Here is a 14,908-nt window from a genome sequence, read left to right as displayed (position 1 = left end):
CCAACCGGATGTGGCCCCGATGCGGGGCTGCATCCCTCCGCTGTCCCATCCACGCGTTCTTGCAACGCAAGCGAGTCCGAGCATGCACACACCCAAGCAATCCCCCATCTACCTGATAGCGCTGGGGGCCTTCGCCCTCGGCATGGCCTCCTATGTCACCGCCGGGTTGATCCCGATGATCGAGGCCTCGTTCGCGGTGTCCGTCGCGGTGGCCGCGCAGCTGGTCACTGCCTTCACCCTGGCCTACGGCCTGGGTTCGCCGATCTTCGTCGCCCTGACCCCCGCCCATCGCCAACGTGCCGGCCTCCTGCTGGCCTTAGGCCTGTTCGTCATAGCCAACGCTGCCAGTGCACTGGCGGAGAGCTTCACTGCGCTGATGGTCTGGCGCGCCATCGCCGGCATCGGCGCCGGCGTCTACCTGGCCATGGGCATTGGCGCCTCGGCGGCCGTATCCACTCCGGAGAAGCGCGGGCAGGCCATCGCCATCATCATGGGCGGCATGGCCAGCGGCGTGGTGCTGGGCGTGCCGCTCAGCCTGCTGATCGCCGAGCAACTGGGCTGGCAGGCCGCCCTGTGGCTGGTCACCGGGCTCGGGTTATTGGCCTTCTTCGGCCTGTTGCTGAAGCTTCCGGCACTGCCGGCCGCCACCGCCAGCACGCTGGGCCAGAAGCTGGCGATCCTCGGCGACGGCCATGTGCTGGTGATCCTGCTGGTGTCCCTGCTGGCCGCCATCGCCAGCCTCGGCATGTACACCTTCATCGCCCCGTTGCTGGCCGATCCGGACTACGGCGCGGTGCGCTCGGTCACCCCCTACCTGTGGGTCTGGGGCATCGGCGGCGTGCTGGGTAGCTTTCTGATCGGCCCGCTGGTGGACCGCATCAAGGGCCCGGTGCTGACCTTCGCCATCATGCTGATCCTCGCCGTATCGCTGTTCGTGCTGCCGCTGGCCGCCGCCCTCAGCACCTGGCTGGTGATGCTGCCCATCACCGTCTGGGGCGCGGTCGGCTGGGCCCTGCAGGTGCCGCAGAACAACGAGCTGATCCTGGCGCGCCAAACCCAGGGCGACGGCAACCTGGCCATCGCCCTGAACGAGTCGGCGCTGTACCTGGGCAGCGCCATCGGCGCCGCGGCCGGTGGCTTCGTCCTGCTGTTGCAACTGCCCACCTGGACCCTCGCCGCCAGCGCCGCTGGCGTGGCCGCCCTGGGCGCCCTGCTGCAGATCGTCAACCTGCGTCGCCAGTCGGGCTGGAGCGGCGACGTGCAGGCCGAACCCTATAGCTGATGCATCGCCAGGAGGTGTGAGCATGGAGTTGCGCCATCTTCGCTGTTTCATCGCCGTCGCCGAGGAGCTGCACTTCGCCCGGGCGGCCGCGCGCCTGCATATCGAACAGTCGCCGCTCTCGCGGATCATCAAGGAGCTGGAGTACCGCCTGGGCGTGCAGTTGTTCGAGCGCACCACCCGGCGTACCAGCCTGACCTGGGCCGGCCAGGTGCTACTGAAGGAGGCGCGCCGGATAATGGCCGTGGTCGACCAGGCCAAGGCCAGCGCCCGCAGCGCCGCGGCCGGCTACCGCGGGCGCATCCGGGTCGGGCTGTCCGACGGCATTCCCCAGGCACGCCTAGCCGCCCTGCTCGCCGAGTGCCGCGAGGAGGAGCCGGAGGTGGAGATATCTCTGGCAGAGGTCAGCTTCGGCGAACTGGTCAGAGGGCTGAACGACGACCTGTTCGACCTCGGCCTGGCCCAAGCCGCCGAGGTCGGCGAGGGGCTGGTAGCCGAGCCGGTCTGGTTCGATCCCTTGGTGGTGGCGGTACCAGCCCGCCATCCCCTGCTCAGCCACCGCCACGTGCCGCTCGAGGAGGTGGTGCGCTACCCCCTGGTGCTCTGCGATCCCCAGGTCTGCGAAGGCTTCTGGCAACAACTGCAGCGCGTGCTGGGCAGCGTGAATGCCCGGCTGACCATCGCCGATCGCGTACCGACCCTGGACCTGATGATGGCGCTGGTGGCGGCCGGCTACGGACTGGGCTTCTCCAGCCTGGCCAAGATCACCGGGCTCAACAACCCCGACGTGGTGGCACGGCCGCTGGCCGGTTGCCCGGCGATGCTGACCACCTATCTGGTGCGACGCGAGGGCGAACCGTCCGGGCAAATGGCACGGTTTATCGGGCGGCTGAGCCCGGCCGAGGAACGGGCACTGCTACCCGCACAGATATCACGAGAGGAGATCGCTTGATGAACAAGATTTCGTTGCTACTGAGCGCGTTGCTGTTGAGCGCGTGCGAAAAGCCTATGCCGTTCGAGTCGGCCGAGTTTCTCGCCGAGAACCCCAAGCGGCTCGAGGAGCTGCGTCTGCAGTGCCGGGCGGACCGATCCAAGCTGGGCGAAGCCCAATGCAATGCAGTGGGCGACGCCCAACGCATACGCTTTATGGGCAAGGGCACCCCCTACACCCCCTACCCCGTCAAGATCTTCTCAAGTCCCCTCCCTGACACTGGAGGCGGGCCTCGCTGAGGCAACCGTGAAGCACCCACCTTTTGATCCATAGACGCAGAGATGCTAGATTTGAATCCACAGGTCAAAATTGAGGCACCTGCCATGACAACCGCCAGCCAAGCTCAGAGCTTCTCGAAAAGCCAATGCGTGGCGGGCCTGCGTGCGGCGCTGAACATCCTGGACAAATGGCAGGCGTCCTGCGAGCAGGCCTGCCGCATCTTGCGCATCTCGCGCAGCACCTACACCCGCGCCCGGCAACAAGACGCGGCGTGGTCGGTCAGCCTGGACGCCGATCAGATGCAACGCATCAGCTTCGTGCTGAACATTCACGCGGCACTGCGCCTGGTGTTCGACAACCCGGAGAACGTCTACAGCTTCCCCGCGATGGCGAACCGCAACGAGTTCTTCAACGGGCGCGCCCCGCTCGAGGTCATGGCCCAGGGCGACATGATCTCGCTGTACGAGACGTTCCGGCGCATCGATACCCTGCGCGGTGCCCAGTGGTAAGGCTCGACAGCCTCGCCGCCCTGGAGGGCGACAGCCTGCAGGCCTACCGCCTGGTCAACTCCAAGTTTCCCCCCATCGCCCTATTCGATGACGTGGCCGACGCCGCGGACTTCGAGGTGCTCTACCAGCTTCAGGCACTGACCAACCCAAGGTTGCAGAACGAGCTTGGCCGCCTGGAGCTGATTCCTCGCGAGCAGATCCCGTTCGGCATTCCCGGATGCTCCTATGCCACCGCGCCCTTCACCCACGTGAACCCGGCCGGCTCGCGCTTCAGCAATGGCAGCTTCGGCGTGCTCTACCTGGCCGACAGGATGGACACCGCGATTGCCGAGGTGCGCCATCACCAGGAGCGCTATTGGTCGAAGGTGCCGGACCTCAATTACGAGCGCTTCGTCTTCCGCGGGCTGACCTGCAGCTTCACCGATGCCGGGATGCGGGACGCGACCCTAGTGCCGCTGACAGATCCCATCTACGCCCCTGACGACTACACGCACTCGCATCAACTGGGAAACGAAACCAAACGCGCGGAATGCACGGGCCTGCGCTACAACTCGGTCCGGTCACCGGGCAACGTCTGTTGGGCGCTGATGACCCCGAGGTCTGTGACCTCGATCATTCAGGCCGCTCATTTCGAGATGATCTGGAGCGGGCAGATTGTTAGCGTCAACCGGATTGCCACGCTGATGGCCGAATAGCTCGCAGAACTGAGGATATGAATCGCCCCTATGTCTGTAGGCATACAAAGACCGCTTGAGTCGTACGCGTTATCGCCCTCAAGTGACCGCACCTGGCCGAGGGCTGGCGCCTACTTTCAACTACCCACGCACCCCAATCACCTCCGCCCAGCGTGTCGTGTAGTGCTGGCTGAGCATTTCCCTGCGCATGGCCCAAGCCGGCGCCACCGGCACTCTGCCGATGCGCACGGTGCCTCTCCCTTCCTTCTGGTTGATCTGGTCGATCACCGCCATCAGCCGCTCAGCGCCACGGCGTGGTTCCGGCGCAAAAAGGTCCGGAATTAGCTCGCCGCGCTGGCTCAAGTCCATTAGCAGGATGGAACACTTCGAGTATGGGTAGCCGGGGCGGTAGATCTGCGTCAGCCCCTGCTGGGCAAGCGCCAGGATCGTACGAGTGTCGTCTGTCGGCGCCGACAGTGCCAGGGTAACGGCATTGGCGTAGCGCGGCCCATCTAGGTCCGCCAACTGGGTTTGCAGGCCCACTTGGATAGTGCAGCACAACGAGGCCTGGCTGCGCAGCTTCTCCGCAGCCAGGCTCACGTAGGCGGCCAGCGCCTCGCGGATCGGCGGCAGCTCTGTCTGGCGCACGCCGAACATCTTGCTCGAGTAGATAGCCTGCTTCGGCGGTGGTCCCTCATTGAAGCCGATGCAACTGATGCCGCGCAGCTCGCGTGCGGTGCGCTCCATGGTCACGCCGAAGGTCTTGCGCAGCGTACCGATATCGAAGTGTGCCAGGTCCCAGGCCGTAGCAATGTTTAGCGCCGCCAACTTGGCCGCAGAGCGATGGCCCACGCCCCATACCTCGCTCACCGGCGCCAGGCGAAGCAGCTTGTCCTGGCGGGCCGGGTCGGTCAGATCAAGCACGCCTCCGGTGCCCTCCCACTTCTTCGCCGCCCAGTTCGCCAATTTTGCCAAGGTTTTGGTGGTGCTGATGCCAACTCCCACCGGCATGCCGACATCGCGCGCCAGGCGTTCTCGAATGCGCCGGCCCAAGCCGTCCAGATCGTCCACGCCGGTCATATCGCCCCAGGCTTCATCGATCGAGTACACCTCGATGCCGGGCAGCATCTCGGCCAGCACGCGCATGACGCGGTTGCTGATATCGGCATACAGCGTGTAGTTGCTGGAGCAGGCCACCACGCCCTGGCGGCGCATCTGTTCTCTCACCTGATAGTAAGCGGCACCCATACCAATGCCGAGGGCCTTAGCCTCAGCGCTGCGGGCGATGACGCAGCCGTCGTTGTTCGACAGCACCACCACCGGCCGGCGCTTGAGCCAGGGCTGACAAATTCGCTCGCAGCTGCAGTAGAAGGAGTTGCAGTCGATCAGCACGAACACGCACCGCCGCCTACTCATGGCGCCACGCGGCTGATCACCCAGGACACCACACCCCACACCTCGGCGCTCTCTTCGCCGTCCAGCAGCACATCCGAGACCACTGGTTCGGCCGCCTTCAGCCAGCGCTCACCGAACATATCCCGCTGCACAAGTCGCACGCGGTAGCCCCCGTCGCCCAGGTCCACAACCACCAATCTGTCATCCAAATGGCTGGCCGCCCGGTTCACGATCAGCCGGTCGCCCCGAAAAATCCCGAAACCGACCAGACTGTCGTCCAGCACCTGCACGCCCCAGATATGAGGCGCCCCCAGACCGGTGAGCCGGTCGAGGGACAGCCCCTCCTCTTTCTCGTCCTCGGCGGGCGACTGGAAGCCAGTAATGCGCAGGTCAATTGCCACGTCGGTAAGCAGCCGCTCTCGCAAGCGCTTACCCCGGGCGAGTATGGAAAGAGATGACATCGGTTAACTCACAAAATACTGTATATACAAACAGTATTTGCGAAGAGTCGAATACGGTCAATCGACGAAGACAAGTGGTATCGGGTCGCCCACCAACACGGCAACACCCACATCGCCATCGCCATCGCAGTCAGCGTTCGAGTTGGGGCCCCACTCTAACCGGGCCTGCTTGCGAGGCAGGTCCACCAATAGACGTCTGCTCAGGCAGTCATTGGCTCGCTCGGCAACCGCAGTAACCTCGGTGTCGGTCCAATCCTGGACGGCGTACTGGAATGCCTGAGCCTCCAAGTCCTCGCCCTCGGTGTGATGGAGAATCGAGGCGTAAGCCTCGATGCAACGGCCGCTCGCACGCTCGCAACGAATCTCTATGGCGTTGGAACCGGGGGCTTCGTACCCCTGCTGGGTCTCCCACCCACCCCAGATCAGCAACGTCTCGTCGCTCTGCTCAATCGTGAGCGGCGGGCGGACAACGGAAAGTGGAGTCTCAGCGGTGACTGGTGTAGCAAACCAAAGGGCTGCATAGGCGGAGAGCAAGGCGGAAGCAAGGGCAACAGCGAAGTACTTGGCGTAGGGCATGGTCGAACTCCATTCGAAGGGAATGCCATCCTGGCGCGGAGAGTCTAGAACATGATGAGCAGCCCATTTATGCAACGGTCCACAGTGGAGGAACTGCTATGTGCGGAGGCGTAGAAGCCCGGGAAGCGGAGAAGGTCTGGAAGATCTATTTCCCGAACCCCAAGGCGGCCATCCCGGTTCTGCTGGAAGACTCCGGCCAACTCGATTGGATTCACTGGGGCCGCAGGAGGGAAGAGCCCGGCATCGGCCCGCAGGGCGGCTGGGCGCGTCTCAACACTGTAGAGGCCGGAGGCTGGGCCAAGCACCGGCCGCGCCGCGGCTACGGCATAGTGCAGCGCTTTATGGAGAAGGAAGGGCAACCCGACGACAAGAACCGACCGTCACACTGGTTCGACGTGCCGGAGGGCTATGCTCTGGAGTGCTTGGTGATTGGCGAGGGAGAGCAGCAGCGGGTGTATGTGGTGACCACCGATCCACCCGAGGAGTACGCCTGGATACATGATCGATGGCCCTTGCTAAAGGAGCTGCCTAGGTGACCTGAAATGATTAAGAATCCCCGTGTTCAGAAGGCCGGTTTCGGCCAGAAGTAGTCGCTCAGCAGCTGTTCTTGGTTGACTGTTTCAGCCCGTGAGATGAGGGTTGTGCAGCACCATTGGTGCTGCGACTGGCTCTACTCCTCTGCCCCAACTGCTAGAGCATCACTCCAAAGTCTGTCGAGATCGACATCCTCGCTGGCAGGCTGCTTACCATCTAGCAGCCGGTCCACCTGGATCACAATTGGCAGTTCAAAAGCGGTACCAGTGACCACACAACACCCTTGCGAGAGCCCCGGGATAAGGCTGCGAGATAAAGAGTCCAGCGTAGAAATAGTGTTGTCGACCAAATATAGGTCGCGGTCATTCACCAAACGGTGAATGAAGAAATTATGTAGCTGCGAGACGATGGTGGGTGATATATCCGCCGGTCGCTGGCTAGCGATGGTGATGAACATCCCAAACTTGCGCCCCTCCTTGATGATCTCCTCGAACTGCTCGAGCCGATAATCCTTCCAGGTTTCACTTTCTCTCGCAGACTGGTCAGACAGGATGTTGTGCGCTTCGTCGACGATGAGATGGATGGTTCGGTCGGGCGGATTGGTGACCATGGCCTTGTGACTGTTGTAGTAGTGCTTTGCGAACAGTAGAGGCAGAACCTTTTTAATCTCGTTATTGCAATGGCGCATCGAGATTACCGTGAGCAGGCGCTCATCTGGTGCCACATTCGAAACAGATAACACTTTACGCAGGTTGGCGAGTGAAGACTCGACGCGCTTCAGAAGTGGCTGAATATGCTCAAACTGAACGTATCCGGCGTTCAGATCTGAGATCAGCTGCAAGTTGACGCGCAGCACAAGCTGGTCGAACTCATCGAGACCTGCAGCGTCCAGTGTTTCTACGATTGGCGCGATATCCGCCGCGTATTGTACGCCATCGGTACCTATGAACCTCCCTTCGTACGTGAAGCGCCCACCAACCCGATGCCAGGTTACGTCTGCCAGCATGTCCTGCACCTGCTGGTTTCCCATGAGCCTCGATACGGTGCGCATCAAATCCAGCGTCGCCGTCTTGACCTCTCCGGCGCAGAACGACGTTTGGAACATCAGCTTCGCATAATTCGCGAGTGAGCCAGGAATGGCTCTATAGCGTTCCCAACCTACGATGACGCGGTTGAGAAAAGGCCTTTGCGTGTTCGGGGTAGCCTGAAAGAGCAGAGCCATAGTCTCGAGCTGCCAGAACTCCTGTGTTGCCAGCGGAAACCGGGAAGCGGGATCGTTCAGGTCTGGAGGGGTAAGCGTGGACAACTGGTAGACGGTTTTGTGCTCCACAGGCGCGAGCTGCTCGCCGCCGTACTCACCATTAAAATCCAAGATGATGAAACGGCTCTTACCTGTAATGAGAGGCAGCTTTTGATCGAAAAGAACCGTGTAGAGCTTTGCCAGAGTATTCGACTTGCCGCTTCCGGTATTGCCGAAGATACCGATATGGCTATTGAAGAGTCGCTTCCATGGCAACCCAACCGCGATTTCCTCTTTCAGCATGGTCCCGATTCTGAAATCGCTATCCGCCTTGCGGTCGAAGATGGACCTGATTTTCTCCTCGGGAAGCAGGTAAGCCGCATCTTGGATCATCGGTAGATACTTGATGCCCTGAGTGAAGCCAGAACGGTCGAAGTATCCAATCGGCCTAGCCTCTACCTTCCGCACAAACGTCTGCCGGCCGTCATACATTTCAGTGCGGCTTTCGTCCAGATACTCGCCCTCGACGATGCAGATGATGTCGCGGAAGCCGCGCTGGATGGATAGGTATTCACGGATTGAGACCCCCTTGTATTTCTCCCCTTCATAGAACAGGGTTTCCTTGCTCGACTGTTCGTCGATCTTCAGAACTAATTTTGTTCCATGGACGGCGATGACCTCGCCAACGCGAATGCTCATGTCAGGCTCTCTAAGCCTGCATCGGCCGCTGGGAGAGCTGCTGGAGCTATGGGGGGAGCAGCTGCAAGAGCTGTAGCCTCCGGCCAAGCCAATACCTGCTCATTGAATGCGGTGAAGTCCATCACCCCACTCTGTAGCATCAGGCACTTGACGTTACGGTTGCCCTTGAATTTGTTCTCCATTTCGGCGTGCCCGGACTGGCTGTAACAACAAACAAACACCTGCAGACCCGGATTGGAAAGAGAGCGCATGACGAGGTTGAAGATGTGCTCATCAGCAAACGAGAACCCGAAGGTTATGAGCACGGCGTTGGGCTTCTCAAGCTCATAACTGAGCAGCCGCAGCATTTGATAGTAATGCTCCTCGTAGACCGTCTCGTGGAACTTCCACTTGGTCGGATTCACGATTGGAATCCGCTTATATTTGTCCCAAAAGGCGTCCAGTTCATCATTGGTGAAATCTGGGACTGGGACGTCGGCAAGTGTCGATGCAGGGTTATTAAGCGCGGCCGAAAATGGCTGCAGCAACGCCATAGCGGCAGCGTCCAGCAGTTCTTCGCGGCTAGACAGGTCGTAGCCGACCTGAATAGCGGCGTCCAACTTGCTCCAGTAGACCGACCCATGCAAATGGATCAGGTTGATTTGAGGGATGCTGCTCTGATGACGGCCGAAGACACCGGCCTGGCAAAGATAAGACCCGAAATTTCGGGCCTGTAGGATGCGCCGCGTGAAACCCCGTGCACCATCATTCAATACGAAGTCAGTGTGGCCCTCCTTGATAAGCGCGTCGGCCACGAGCGGGAAGCAACCGTCGTAGTTCGTCGTGAACACATTGCAACGACGATCCAGAGCTTTGCGGCGTTTTACCATTTCGAGCGCTGTCGTTAGGAAGGTGCGGTAGTTCTTGATAACCGTGGCGCCTGCCTCTCCGGCCACTGCCTGTTCCAGGCTAAGCTCCTCGGCCGGACGGATACAGCTGGCGTAGTAATGCATGAACAGCGGAATTAGGCGCTCGTCGCCCTCGTGCTCAAATTTGGTGGCTAGATCTTCCAGCGTATAGCGCGAGTTGCCCACACCAGTCTGGACCTGCAGTTGGAGGGTCGGGAGCAGGCCGAACGATGCTCCTGATCCGAAGAGGAAATTGATGTCTTGGTTGTAGATGTCGCCGATAGAAATCACTGGCTGTCCTCCCTGGCTGCGCAGAATGGCGCAAGGAGACGATACATCTCTCAGTGGGCAGAGTGCCACCAAAGGGGGCATGAATGACGACGGCGCGAAAGACAGCGGCTTCTCGCTAAGCTCGAGCGACAGCTAATGGCCGATTCTGTTGAAAAAGTCGACCGCTGAGTGAGCTGTTGCTCGGCAGCTCGAAAAACGCTCAATTTTGGCGTTGCTACGTAAAACGAAGACACTCCACCTTCTGAGCGAACCAGATTTCAACGTCGACCACGTTCTTTCGTGGGCAAAAAACGCGGCGAGACTTTTTCAACAGAATCGGCTGATAGCTACCGGTCACGGCAGGCCGCTATCGGCCCACGAGTGGACACTCCGAGTTTCTTGGGCTATCTACGAAACTGGGACCGACTCACCCTGCCACAACGGCCTAGCACTAACGTATTAGGGGAGGAGAGCTTGCAGTTCGTTAACTGCCTTCGCCACTAATCGATCATGTACCCCCCGACCATACCTCTTGGCTAGGAAAATGGTCTCTTCATCAAAAACCACCAAGCATTTTAGAGGTTCGCCTTCTAGAGGTTTGACTACGCATGGGGCATCCATAACAGGGAACTGGATGTAACCGTCCAATCTGGCGCGATACTTTTCAAGCACCCCAAACTCTATGTCGATACTTCTAGTTCGACATTTGAAGCCATATGGATTGTCAGCAAGTGGATGTGGCTGATCAAATTCTTCGGGCACTAACGAGGCGATCAAAGAGAGCTCGTAACGAATTTCTCGTTCATCACTACGAGCGTACTCAAAGGGTTTATAAGGGGCACTTCCATTCCATGTGATTTCCACGTCATCCCCTTTCACAAGGACTCTTCCAGGGTTTCCATCCGCGTTCATGGAGCCTTGGGCAGAAATTCTGGCTAGGACCTTGCGCCCCAAGTATTGAAACTCAGCATAAGTTTCAAACACTGTTGCGGGATACTCGCCGTCAATGGGCTTAGGTTGATCGTACTCAGTTGGTGCAAGGTATGCAGAGAACATAAAAATCCTTAAGACTTTCTAACGGCTTCCCTAGAGACAGCCCAAGATTACACGGGCCTTTGTGATACCGTAGTAAGGTTGAAAACGCAACCAATTTGAATCGTCCCAGGCTCCGTAGACGCCTCCAATCGAGCTTCAGCAAATGCTCGTTTTGGCCGGCTCTTGCCCTATGCGAAAGGCTCAAAGCTGCCCAAAGCGGACGCCCATGATCGAACTACAGCGTCCACGCAAGGTTAGCCGTTTTAAGCCGACACCGTTGGTTCGAAGATTTACAGCACTAGCCATCTTCGCGCCGGGTTAACTTAGACAGCTCAGCCTTGCTTGCGCTTCCTATTTACCTCAATCATTCCCTTACTAACGTCGTAGCTACTTACAGTCCTTTCCCGTTGAAGACGCTTAAGGAGTTCACGGTCAGCAAGCGTATCCGGTACGTGCAGCCTACTGCGACCCACTTCAGTGAGCTTAGGGTAATCACCACCAAGTAATTGCAGTATAGTGAAGAGCTGGTCACGACTAATCACATCTAGATGTGGCTTTAGTAGCAGAATGATCTGCTGCGCTGAGACATTTTGTTCTGCCATCTTCTGTATAACATCAGGAGAGAGCTCGCTCCCGGACTTGGTAGCAAATCGCGCCAATTCGTTCAGCCCTCGAGAATCGGCTACCTCTGCATAATTTGCAGCTTGCTCGATAACTATGTTCTTGACCGCCGAAACAATTTCACTGCTCTCTAGAAGCGCCGCCAGGTCCTCCCTTATCAACGCTGGGGTCATGTAGCTCGAAAAGTTCTGCGACTCTCGAATAAACGCTTTGCGCGTCGGCCAGTCCGTGCCGGCTAGGTGCCCATAAGACACTGCGTCATCAGCAATGAGGTTGTACTTCACCAACTGCGCGAAAAGATCGCCAGCTTCAGCGGTGATATTGTCAACAGAGAGATAGTCCTCCAGGCCTAAGCTGTCGACTAGCTCCGCACGTAGTGCCGCAGATGGAAGGTGATTCGCTGTCGCCAAGATTGCGACCGCCAACGCTGCTTTAGACTTCTCATCAGCGCTGTTAGCGTCAGCAATCTTTGTAGTGGACGTCAAGATTTTAGCTAGATGCTCATCAACTTCCCCGCGAGCCACGACATAATTGCTAACGTTGCTAAAAGTTGCGGGGAAACGCCTATCTTCAGCCAAGGCTGGCCAGGCACCCTCAGAAACCTCAGTGAGGTCTATAACCTCACAACATGAAGCCGCACGCTCAATCACATCTTTTAGGCGAGGTGCTTCTATCGAGAGCACATCCTCAATCACCACAAGGAAGTTCTCGTTCGCATCTATTGTCGCCGAAGTGCCGTCTATAGCATCTAAGTACTTGGTCAAATGATTGAGTACATAGCCGTACACCTTCTGGTTACTCGCACGGATGATGTCGAGCGCCAAGGTTGCAGTGTTGTCTATGGCAATCGCGAGATTCTGGTACGTGACGTCATATAAATTGCGTGACACAAACGAAGTACGAGTATGCTGGCCTAGCGGCTCCAAACGAGGCACGGTAATGCCCGCATCCCCGAAGAGCACACCTATACGTTCGGCCTGGAGCGGCACAGTCGCGTTAGACTTAAGCGCCTTGAACTCCGCGTAGTGTGCCGACAGGTACGACGACACCGCAGAATCTGTCCGCTGTTTAGAAGACGTAAGGCATGCCAGCGCCACATCTACCATCTCTAGCCGTGAAGCGTCATCTATGTCCGCTTCCCCCACAAGATAAGTGAGCACTCGTGGAGATGCGACCGTGAACCGCTCGATGAACCGTAGGCGCTCGTTCCCTGCGGTAAGGTACGCCTTCAGAAAGCTCGCCTGACGCTCCCCGAGACCAACTAAGGAGCGGATCATGATGTCGGCCGCGTCGAGATCGGCGGCCAAAAGGCGGTCGAGGATAGCGATGTTGTAAAGGGCAGGATCCTTCAGCGCGTTCTTGCCTCGCTCGCGAACAACTGCATCCACATCATCCGAGGTAAGCTCGAAGTGCTCGTCCATCATGTCTCGCTCGACGTGGTGGATGATGAAGTTTGTTGCAGCGGAGCCCACGCGATCCCCGTGGAAGGTCGACGTGTAGAGCGTGAAGTTTCGGTTGATATACCCGGCACGGACGATTTGGTAAGCCAAGCCAGGCGTTAAGATCATCTTCGCGATTACCTCGAGGGACTGGTTGCTCCCCTTGTACTGGACTAGGAGCTCCGGTCGCTTGATGAGGTCACCAAGATCAGCGCTCCGCAGGAACTTGATGTCCTCAGTCTTCTCATCGATCTGTTCAGTGAGAGCGTCATGATCCGAGTTGCCCCAGCTCTCGGCGTCCAACGGATCACCAAGCGAATCTTTAAGATTGTCACGACTGAACGACAGCGTCTGGCCGAAGTCATTGCGCCATTGAAGCGGCGAGTCGCCGTCTGCCGAGACGAAACTTGTCCAGAACTGCGCCCCCTTGAGGTCATTCGGAGACTTACTTTCGCCCGCATACAAGTACGTTGCTCTCTGGGTCCTGTAGCCCGCAGCCTGAGCTGTTCGCTGCACGTGCGCCAGCAGGCGTTCGCCCAACCGAGCACTGCGGGTGGCAGCCCCGTTGATCCGTGCAATCTGCTGGAAAAGCACACGCCGTTCGCCCTCGAAACGCTTGATGTTCTCAGTCACCAGCTCACGGCCGACCTTGTAAAGTGTGTCCAGCTTGCTATGGCCGAGCCGGATAGTCTCGAAGTCTGCTAGGTGCGTGCTCTTGTAGAGCATCATCGCAAATAGGTCGGTCTCATTCAGATTGAGCTGCTTGCCGTCCCCGGAGAAGATCCGGTCGCGAAAAACTATGAATTCGTTGCGAACATTCTTTAGCAGCCGCATATCTGGCACATACTGCGCCGCCAAGTCGAGTAGCTCCGGAGCCACCTTGTGCTCGACTTGACTAAGCAGCTGCAGAACCAAGTTGCGCGCGCTCCGATGCGTAATAAAGGGAACTACTGGGATCACCAGATCGAAGAATTTCGTGCGGTTGGCACGTATAGCCTCGACCTGTGCAGGATCGTCCGTCGTAAGCACTTCTATGTTGCGCACTCGCCCCTCAATCTCCAGGCCGATGCGATCAAAGATGCTGTCTTTGATGGCATAGATGAATCGGATCGGTCTCTCGATCTGGGGCGAAGCGTTGAGCAAAGTGTTCAGCGCCCGAAGCGTTTCGAAGATATGAGAGTCGTTGAACCGATCGATGTCCTCGAATAGAACGACGTCGCGCCCTGAAACCTCAAAGAAGTAGACGATTTCGTCGAGGTATTGATCAAAGTACGAAACGGAGCTTTCGCTGAGCGTGACGGTTGCAGCCCCAGCGGAGAGCTGCTGTATATGCAACTTCCCATAGAACAACCAGTTCACCAGCAGGATAATTAGCGACGCGCCCCCCCAAATGACAGGGTGAGCCCAATTGCCAATATCCACATATGGTGTGAGCTCAGAAGCAATCTTTAACGTCCATCCAGTCAGCAGGAAGATTACACCAACGATAAACCCCAGCAGTACCGAAGTTCCGATCGTCCGTAACCATCGGAAACGCTCAATACGTCGAAACCGTGAGCCAGGGGTTCTGCTCGGATATTCTCGATAGAGCAGCTGCTTGACGATCTCCTGCTGGATACGGTTAGTCGGGGTGGTGGCCTGGATAGGCACCGAGTCATCAAGCTGGGAAGCCTCGATAGGTGCAAGCGTCGAGAGCGATAACTCCACGATACGATTGCCCTGCCGCTGAGCGACCTCCCGCATGATACTGCTCTTACCGACCCCGTAATTGCCGGACAAGGCTATGTTGCGGATTTGATCATTCGCGAGAGCAGCTTCGATAGCGGCGACATAGCCGCCATGTTCTTCTTCTAGGTACTCAGGGGTAAGCGGGACCAGCTTCCACGACGCCTTGGCAGGTCCCTGTTCAGAACGGAAGATACCCCTGACACAACTACAGATGCCGCGCAAAAAATGACGGATCACATGTCCTCCTGACGAACTGTCCTAGATTGCACCAATACTACACATCTTGCCAAAAAGCGGAGCAAACCCACTGGTGTTCATATGTACGCACTGACGCTAACCCTCTGCCCTTGC

Annotated in this window: 13 protein-coding genes; 6 read left to right on the top strand and 7 right to left on the bottom strand. The window is 58.3% G+C overall.

Features of this window, described 5'->3' with window-relative positions:
- The first annotated feature begins 82 nt into the window (after positions 1-82).
- The 5 genes from ACSX1C_RS03785 to ACSX1C_RS03765 all read left to right on the top strand — a co-directional run bounded on the left by ACSX1C_RS03785 (position 83) and on the right by ACSX1C_RS03765 (position 3,693).
- Entirely contained in the window at positions 83-1,282 is a 1,200-nt protein-coding gene (locus ACSX1C_RS03785) for an MFS transporter (RefSeq protein ID WP_439888301.1), read from the top strand.
- 22 nt (positions 1,283-1,304) lie between these two features.
- On the top strand, positions 1,305-2,231 hold the full coding sequence (locus tag ACSX1C_RS03780; protein WP_439888300.1) for a LysR family transcriptional regulator: 927 nt from the start codon (positions 1,305-1,307) through the stop codon (positions 2,229-2,231).
- Positions 2,231-2,509 (top strand): EexN family lipoprotein, encoded by a 279-nt coding sequence (locus ACSX1C_RS03775; protein WP_318645392.1) that lies wholly within the window; start codon positions 2,231-2,233, stop codon positions 2,507-2,509. The genes ACSX1C_RS03780 and ACSX1C_RS03775 overlap by 1 nt, the downstream gene beginning before the upstream one ends.
- An 84-nt stretch (positions 2,510-2,593) precedes the next feature.
- Complete coding sequence (locus ACSX1C_RS03770; RefSeq protein ID WP_439888299.1) at positions 2,594-2,998, top strand: antitoxin Xre-like helix-turn-helix domain-containing protein; 405 nt, start codon at positions 2,594-2,596, stop codon at positions 2,996-2,998.
- Positions 2,992-3,693 carry an RES family NAD+ phosphorylase gene (locus ACSX1C_RS03765; RefSeq protein ID WP_439888298.1) on the top strand — a complete coding sequence of 234 codons (702 nt, stop codon included), beginning with the start codon at positions 2,992-2,994 and terminating at the stop codon, positions 3,691-3,693. Before ACSX1C_RS03770 ends, ACSX1C_RS03765 begins: the two co-directional genes overlap by 7 nt.
- 120 nt (positions 3,694-3,813) lie before the next feature.
- Here ACSX1C_RS03765 and umuC read toward each other — a convergent pair whose 3' ends face one another.
- The 3 genes from umuC to ACSX1C_RS03750 are packed head-to-tail and all read right to left on the bottom strand — an operon-like array spanning position 3,814 to position 6,104.
- A complete protein-coding gene (gene umuC / locus ACSX1C_RS03760) occupies positions 3,814-5,088 on the bottom strand; it encodes a translesion error-prone DNA polymerase V subunit UmuC (protein ID WP_439888297.1) in 1,275 nt (424 codons plus the stop codon).
- Positions 5,085-5,528, bottom strand: coding sequence for a LexA family protein (locus ACSX1C_RS03755; protein ID WP_439888296.1), 444 nt, complete (start codon positions 5,526-5,528; stop codon positions 5,085-5,087). The genes umuC and ACSX1C_RS03755 overlap by 4 nt, the downstream gene beginning before the upstream one ends.
- Positions 5,529-5,585: 57 nt before the next feature.
- Entirely contained in the window at positions 5,586-6,104 is a 519-nt protein-coding gene (locus ACSX1C_RS03750; protein WP_439888295.1) for a hypothetical protein, read from the bottom strand.
- A 98-nt stretch (positions 6,105-6,202) separates the two neighbouring features.
- Here ACSX1C_RS03750 and ACSX1C_RS03745 point away from each other — a divergent pair, with 98 nt between their 5' ends.
- The gene (locus tag ACSX1C_RS03745; protein WP_439888294.1) at positions 6,203-6,640 is read left to right on the top strand and encodes a hypothetical protein; all 438 of its coding nucleotides are present in this window, start codon (positions 6,203-6,205) and stop codon (positions 6,638-6,640) included.
- Between the two features lie 134 nt (positions 6,641-6,774).
- On the opposite strand, the gene ACSX1C_RS03740 is transcribed toward ACSX1C_RS03745, so the two are convergent.
- The 4 genes from ACSX1C_RS03740 to ACSX1C_RS03725 all read right to left on the bottom strand — a co-directional run bounded on the left by ACSX1C_RS03740 (position 6,775) and on the right by ACSX1C_RS03725 (position 14,794).
- Entirely contained in the window at positions 6,775-8,577 is a 1,803-nt protein-coding gene (locus ACSX1C_RS03740) for an ATP-binding protein (RefSeq protein ID WP_439888293.1), read from the bottom strand.
- A complete protein-coding gene (locus tag ACSX1C_RS03735) occupies positions 8,574-9,755 on the bottom strand; it encodes a hypothetical protein (RefSeq protein WP_439888292.1) in 1,182 nt (393 codons plus the stop codon). The genes ACSX1C_RS03740 and ACSX1C_RS03735 overlap by 4 nt, the downstream gene beginning before the upstream one ends.
- Positions 9,756-10,193: 438 nt before the next feature.
- Positions 10,194-10,790 (bottom strand): hypothetical protein, encoded by a 597-nt coding sequence (locus ACSX1C_RS03730; RefSeq protein WP_439888291.1) that lies wholly within the window; start codon positions 10,788-10,790, stop codon positions 10,194-10,196.
- Between the two features lie 311 nt (positions 10,791-11,101).
- Positions 11,102-14,794: a YobI family P-loop NTPase gene (locus ACSX1C_RS03725; protein ID WP_439888290.1), complete on the bottom strand. Its 3,693-nt coding sequence runs from the start codon at positions 14,792-14,794 to the stop codon at positions 11,102-11,104.
- Positions 14,795-14,908: the final 114 nt, after the last annotated feature.

Origin of the sequence: Pseudomonas sp. MBLB4123 (assembly GCF_051904775.1) — a bacterium.
In the GTDB taxonomy this organism is placed as follows: domain Bacteria; phylum Pseudomonadota; class Gammaproteobacteria; order Pseudomonadales; family Pseudomonadaceae; genus Aquipseudomonas; species Aquipseudomonas benzenivorans_B.
This window is presented reverse-complemented; position numbering and strand designations above follow the sequence as displayed.

Bases quoted from the DNA above. Each gene is read 5' to 3' on its own strand.
- ACSX1C_RS03785 (WP_439888301.1), top strand. From the start codon at position 83: ATGCACACACCCAAGCAATCCCCCATCTACCTGATAGCGCTGGGGGCC.
- ACSX1C_RS03780 (WP_439888300.1), top strand. From the start codon at position 1,305: ATGGAGTTGCGCCATCTTCGCTGTTTCATCGCCGTCGCCGAGGAGCTG.
- ACSX1C_RS03775 (WP_318645392.1), top strand. From the start codon at position 2,231: ATGAACAAGATTTCGTTGCTACTGAGCGCGTTGCTGTTGAGCGCGTGC.
- ACSX1C_RS03770 (WP_439888299.1), top strand. From the start codon at position 2,594: ATGACAACCGCCAGCCAAGCTCAGAGCTTCTCGAAAAGCCAATGCGTG.
- umuC (WP_439888297.1), bottom strand. From the start codon at position 5,088: ATGAGTAGGCGGCGGTGCGTGTTCGTGCTGATCGACTGCAACTCCTTC.
- ACSX1C_RS03755 (WP_439888296.1), bottom strand. From the start codon at position 5,528: ATGTCATCTCTTTCCATACTCGCCCGGGGTAAGCGCTTGCGAGAGCGG.
- ACSX1C_RS03750 (WP_439888295.1), bottom strand. From the start codon at position 6,104: ATGCCCTACGCCAAGTACTTCGCTGTTGCCCTTGCTTCCGCCTTGCTC.
- ACSX1C_RS03745 (WP_439888294.1), top strand. From the start codon at position 6,203: ATGTGCGGAGGCGTAGAAGCCCGGGAAGCGGAGAAGGTCTGGAAGATC.
- ACSX1C_RS03740 (WP_439888293.1), bottom strand. From the start codon at position 8,577: ATGAGCATTCGCGTTGGCGAGGTCATCGCCGTCCATGGAACAAAATTA.
- ACSX1C_RS03730 (WP_439888291.1), bottom strand. From the start codon at position 10,790: ATGTTCTCTGCATACCTTGCACCAACTGAGTACGATCAACCTAAGCCC.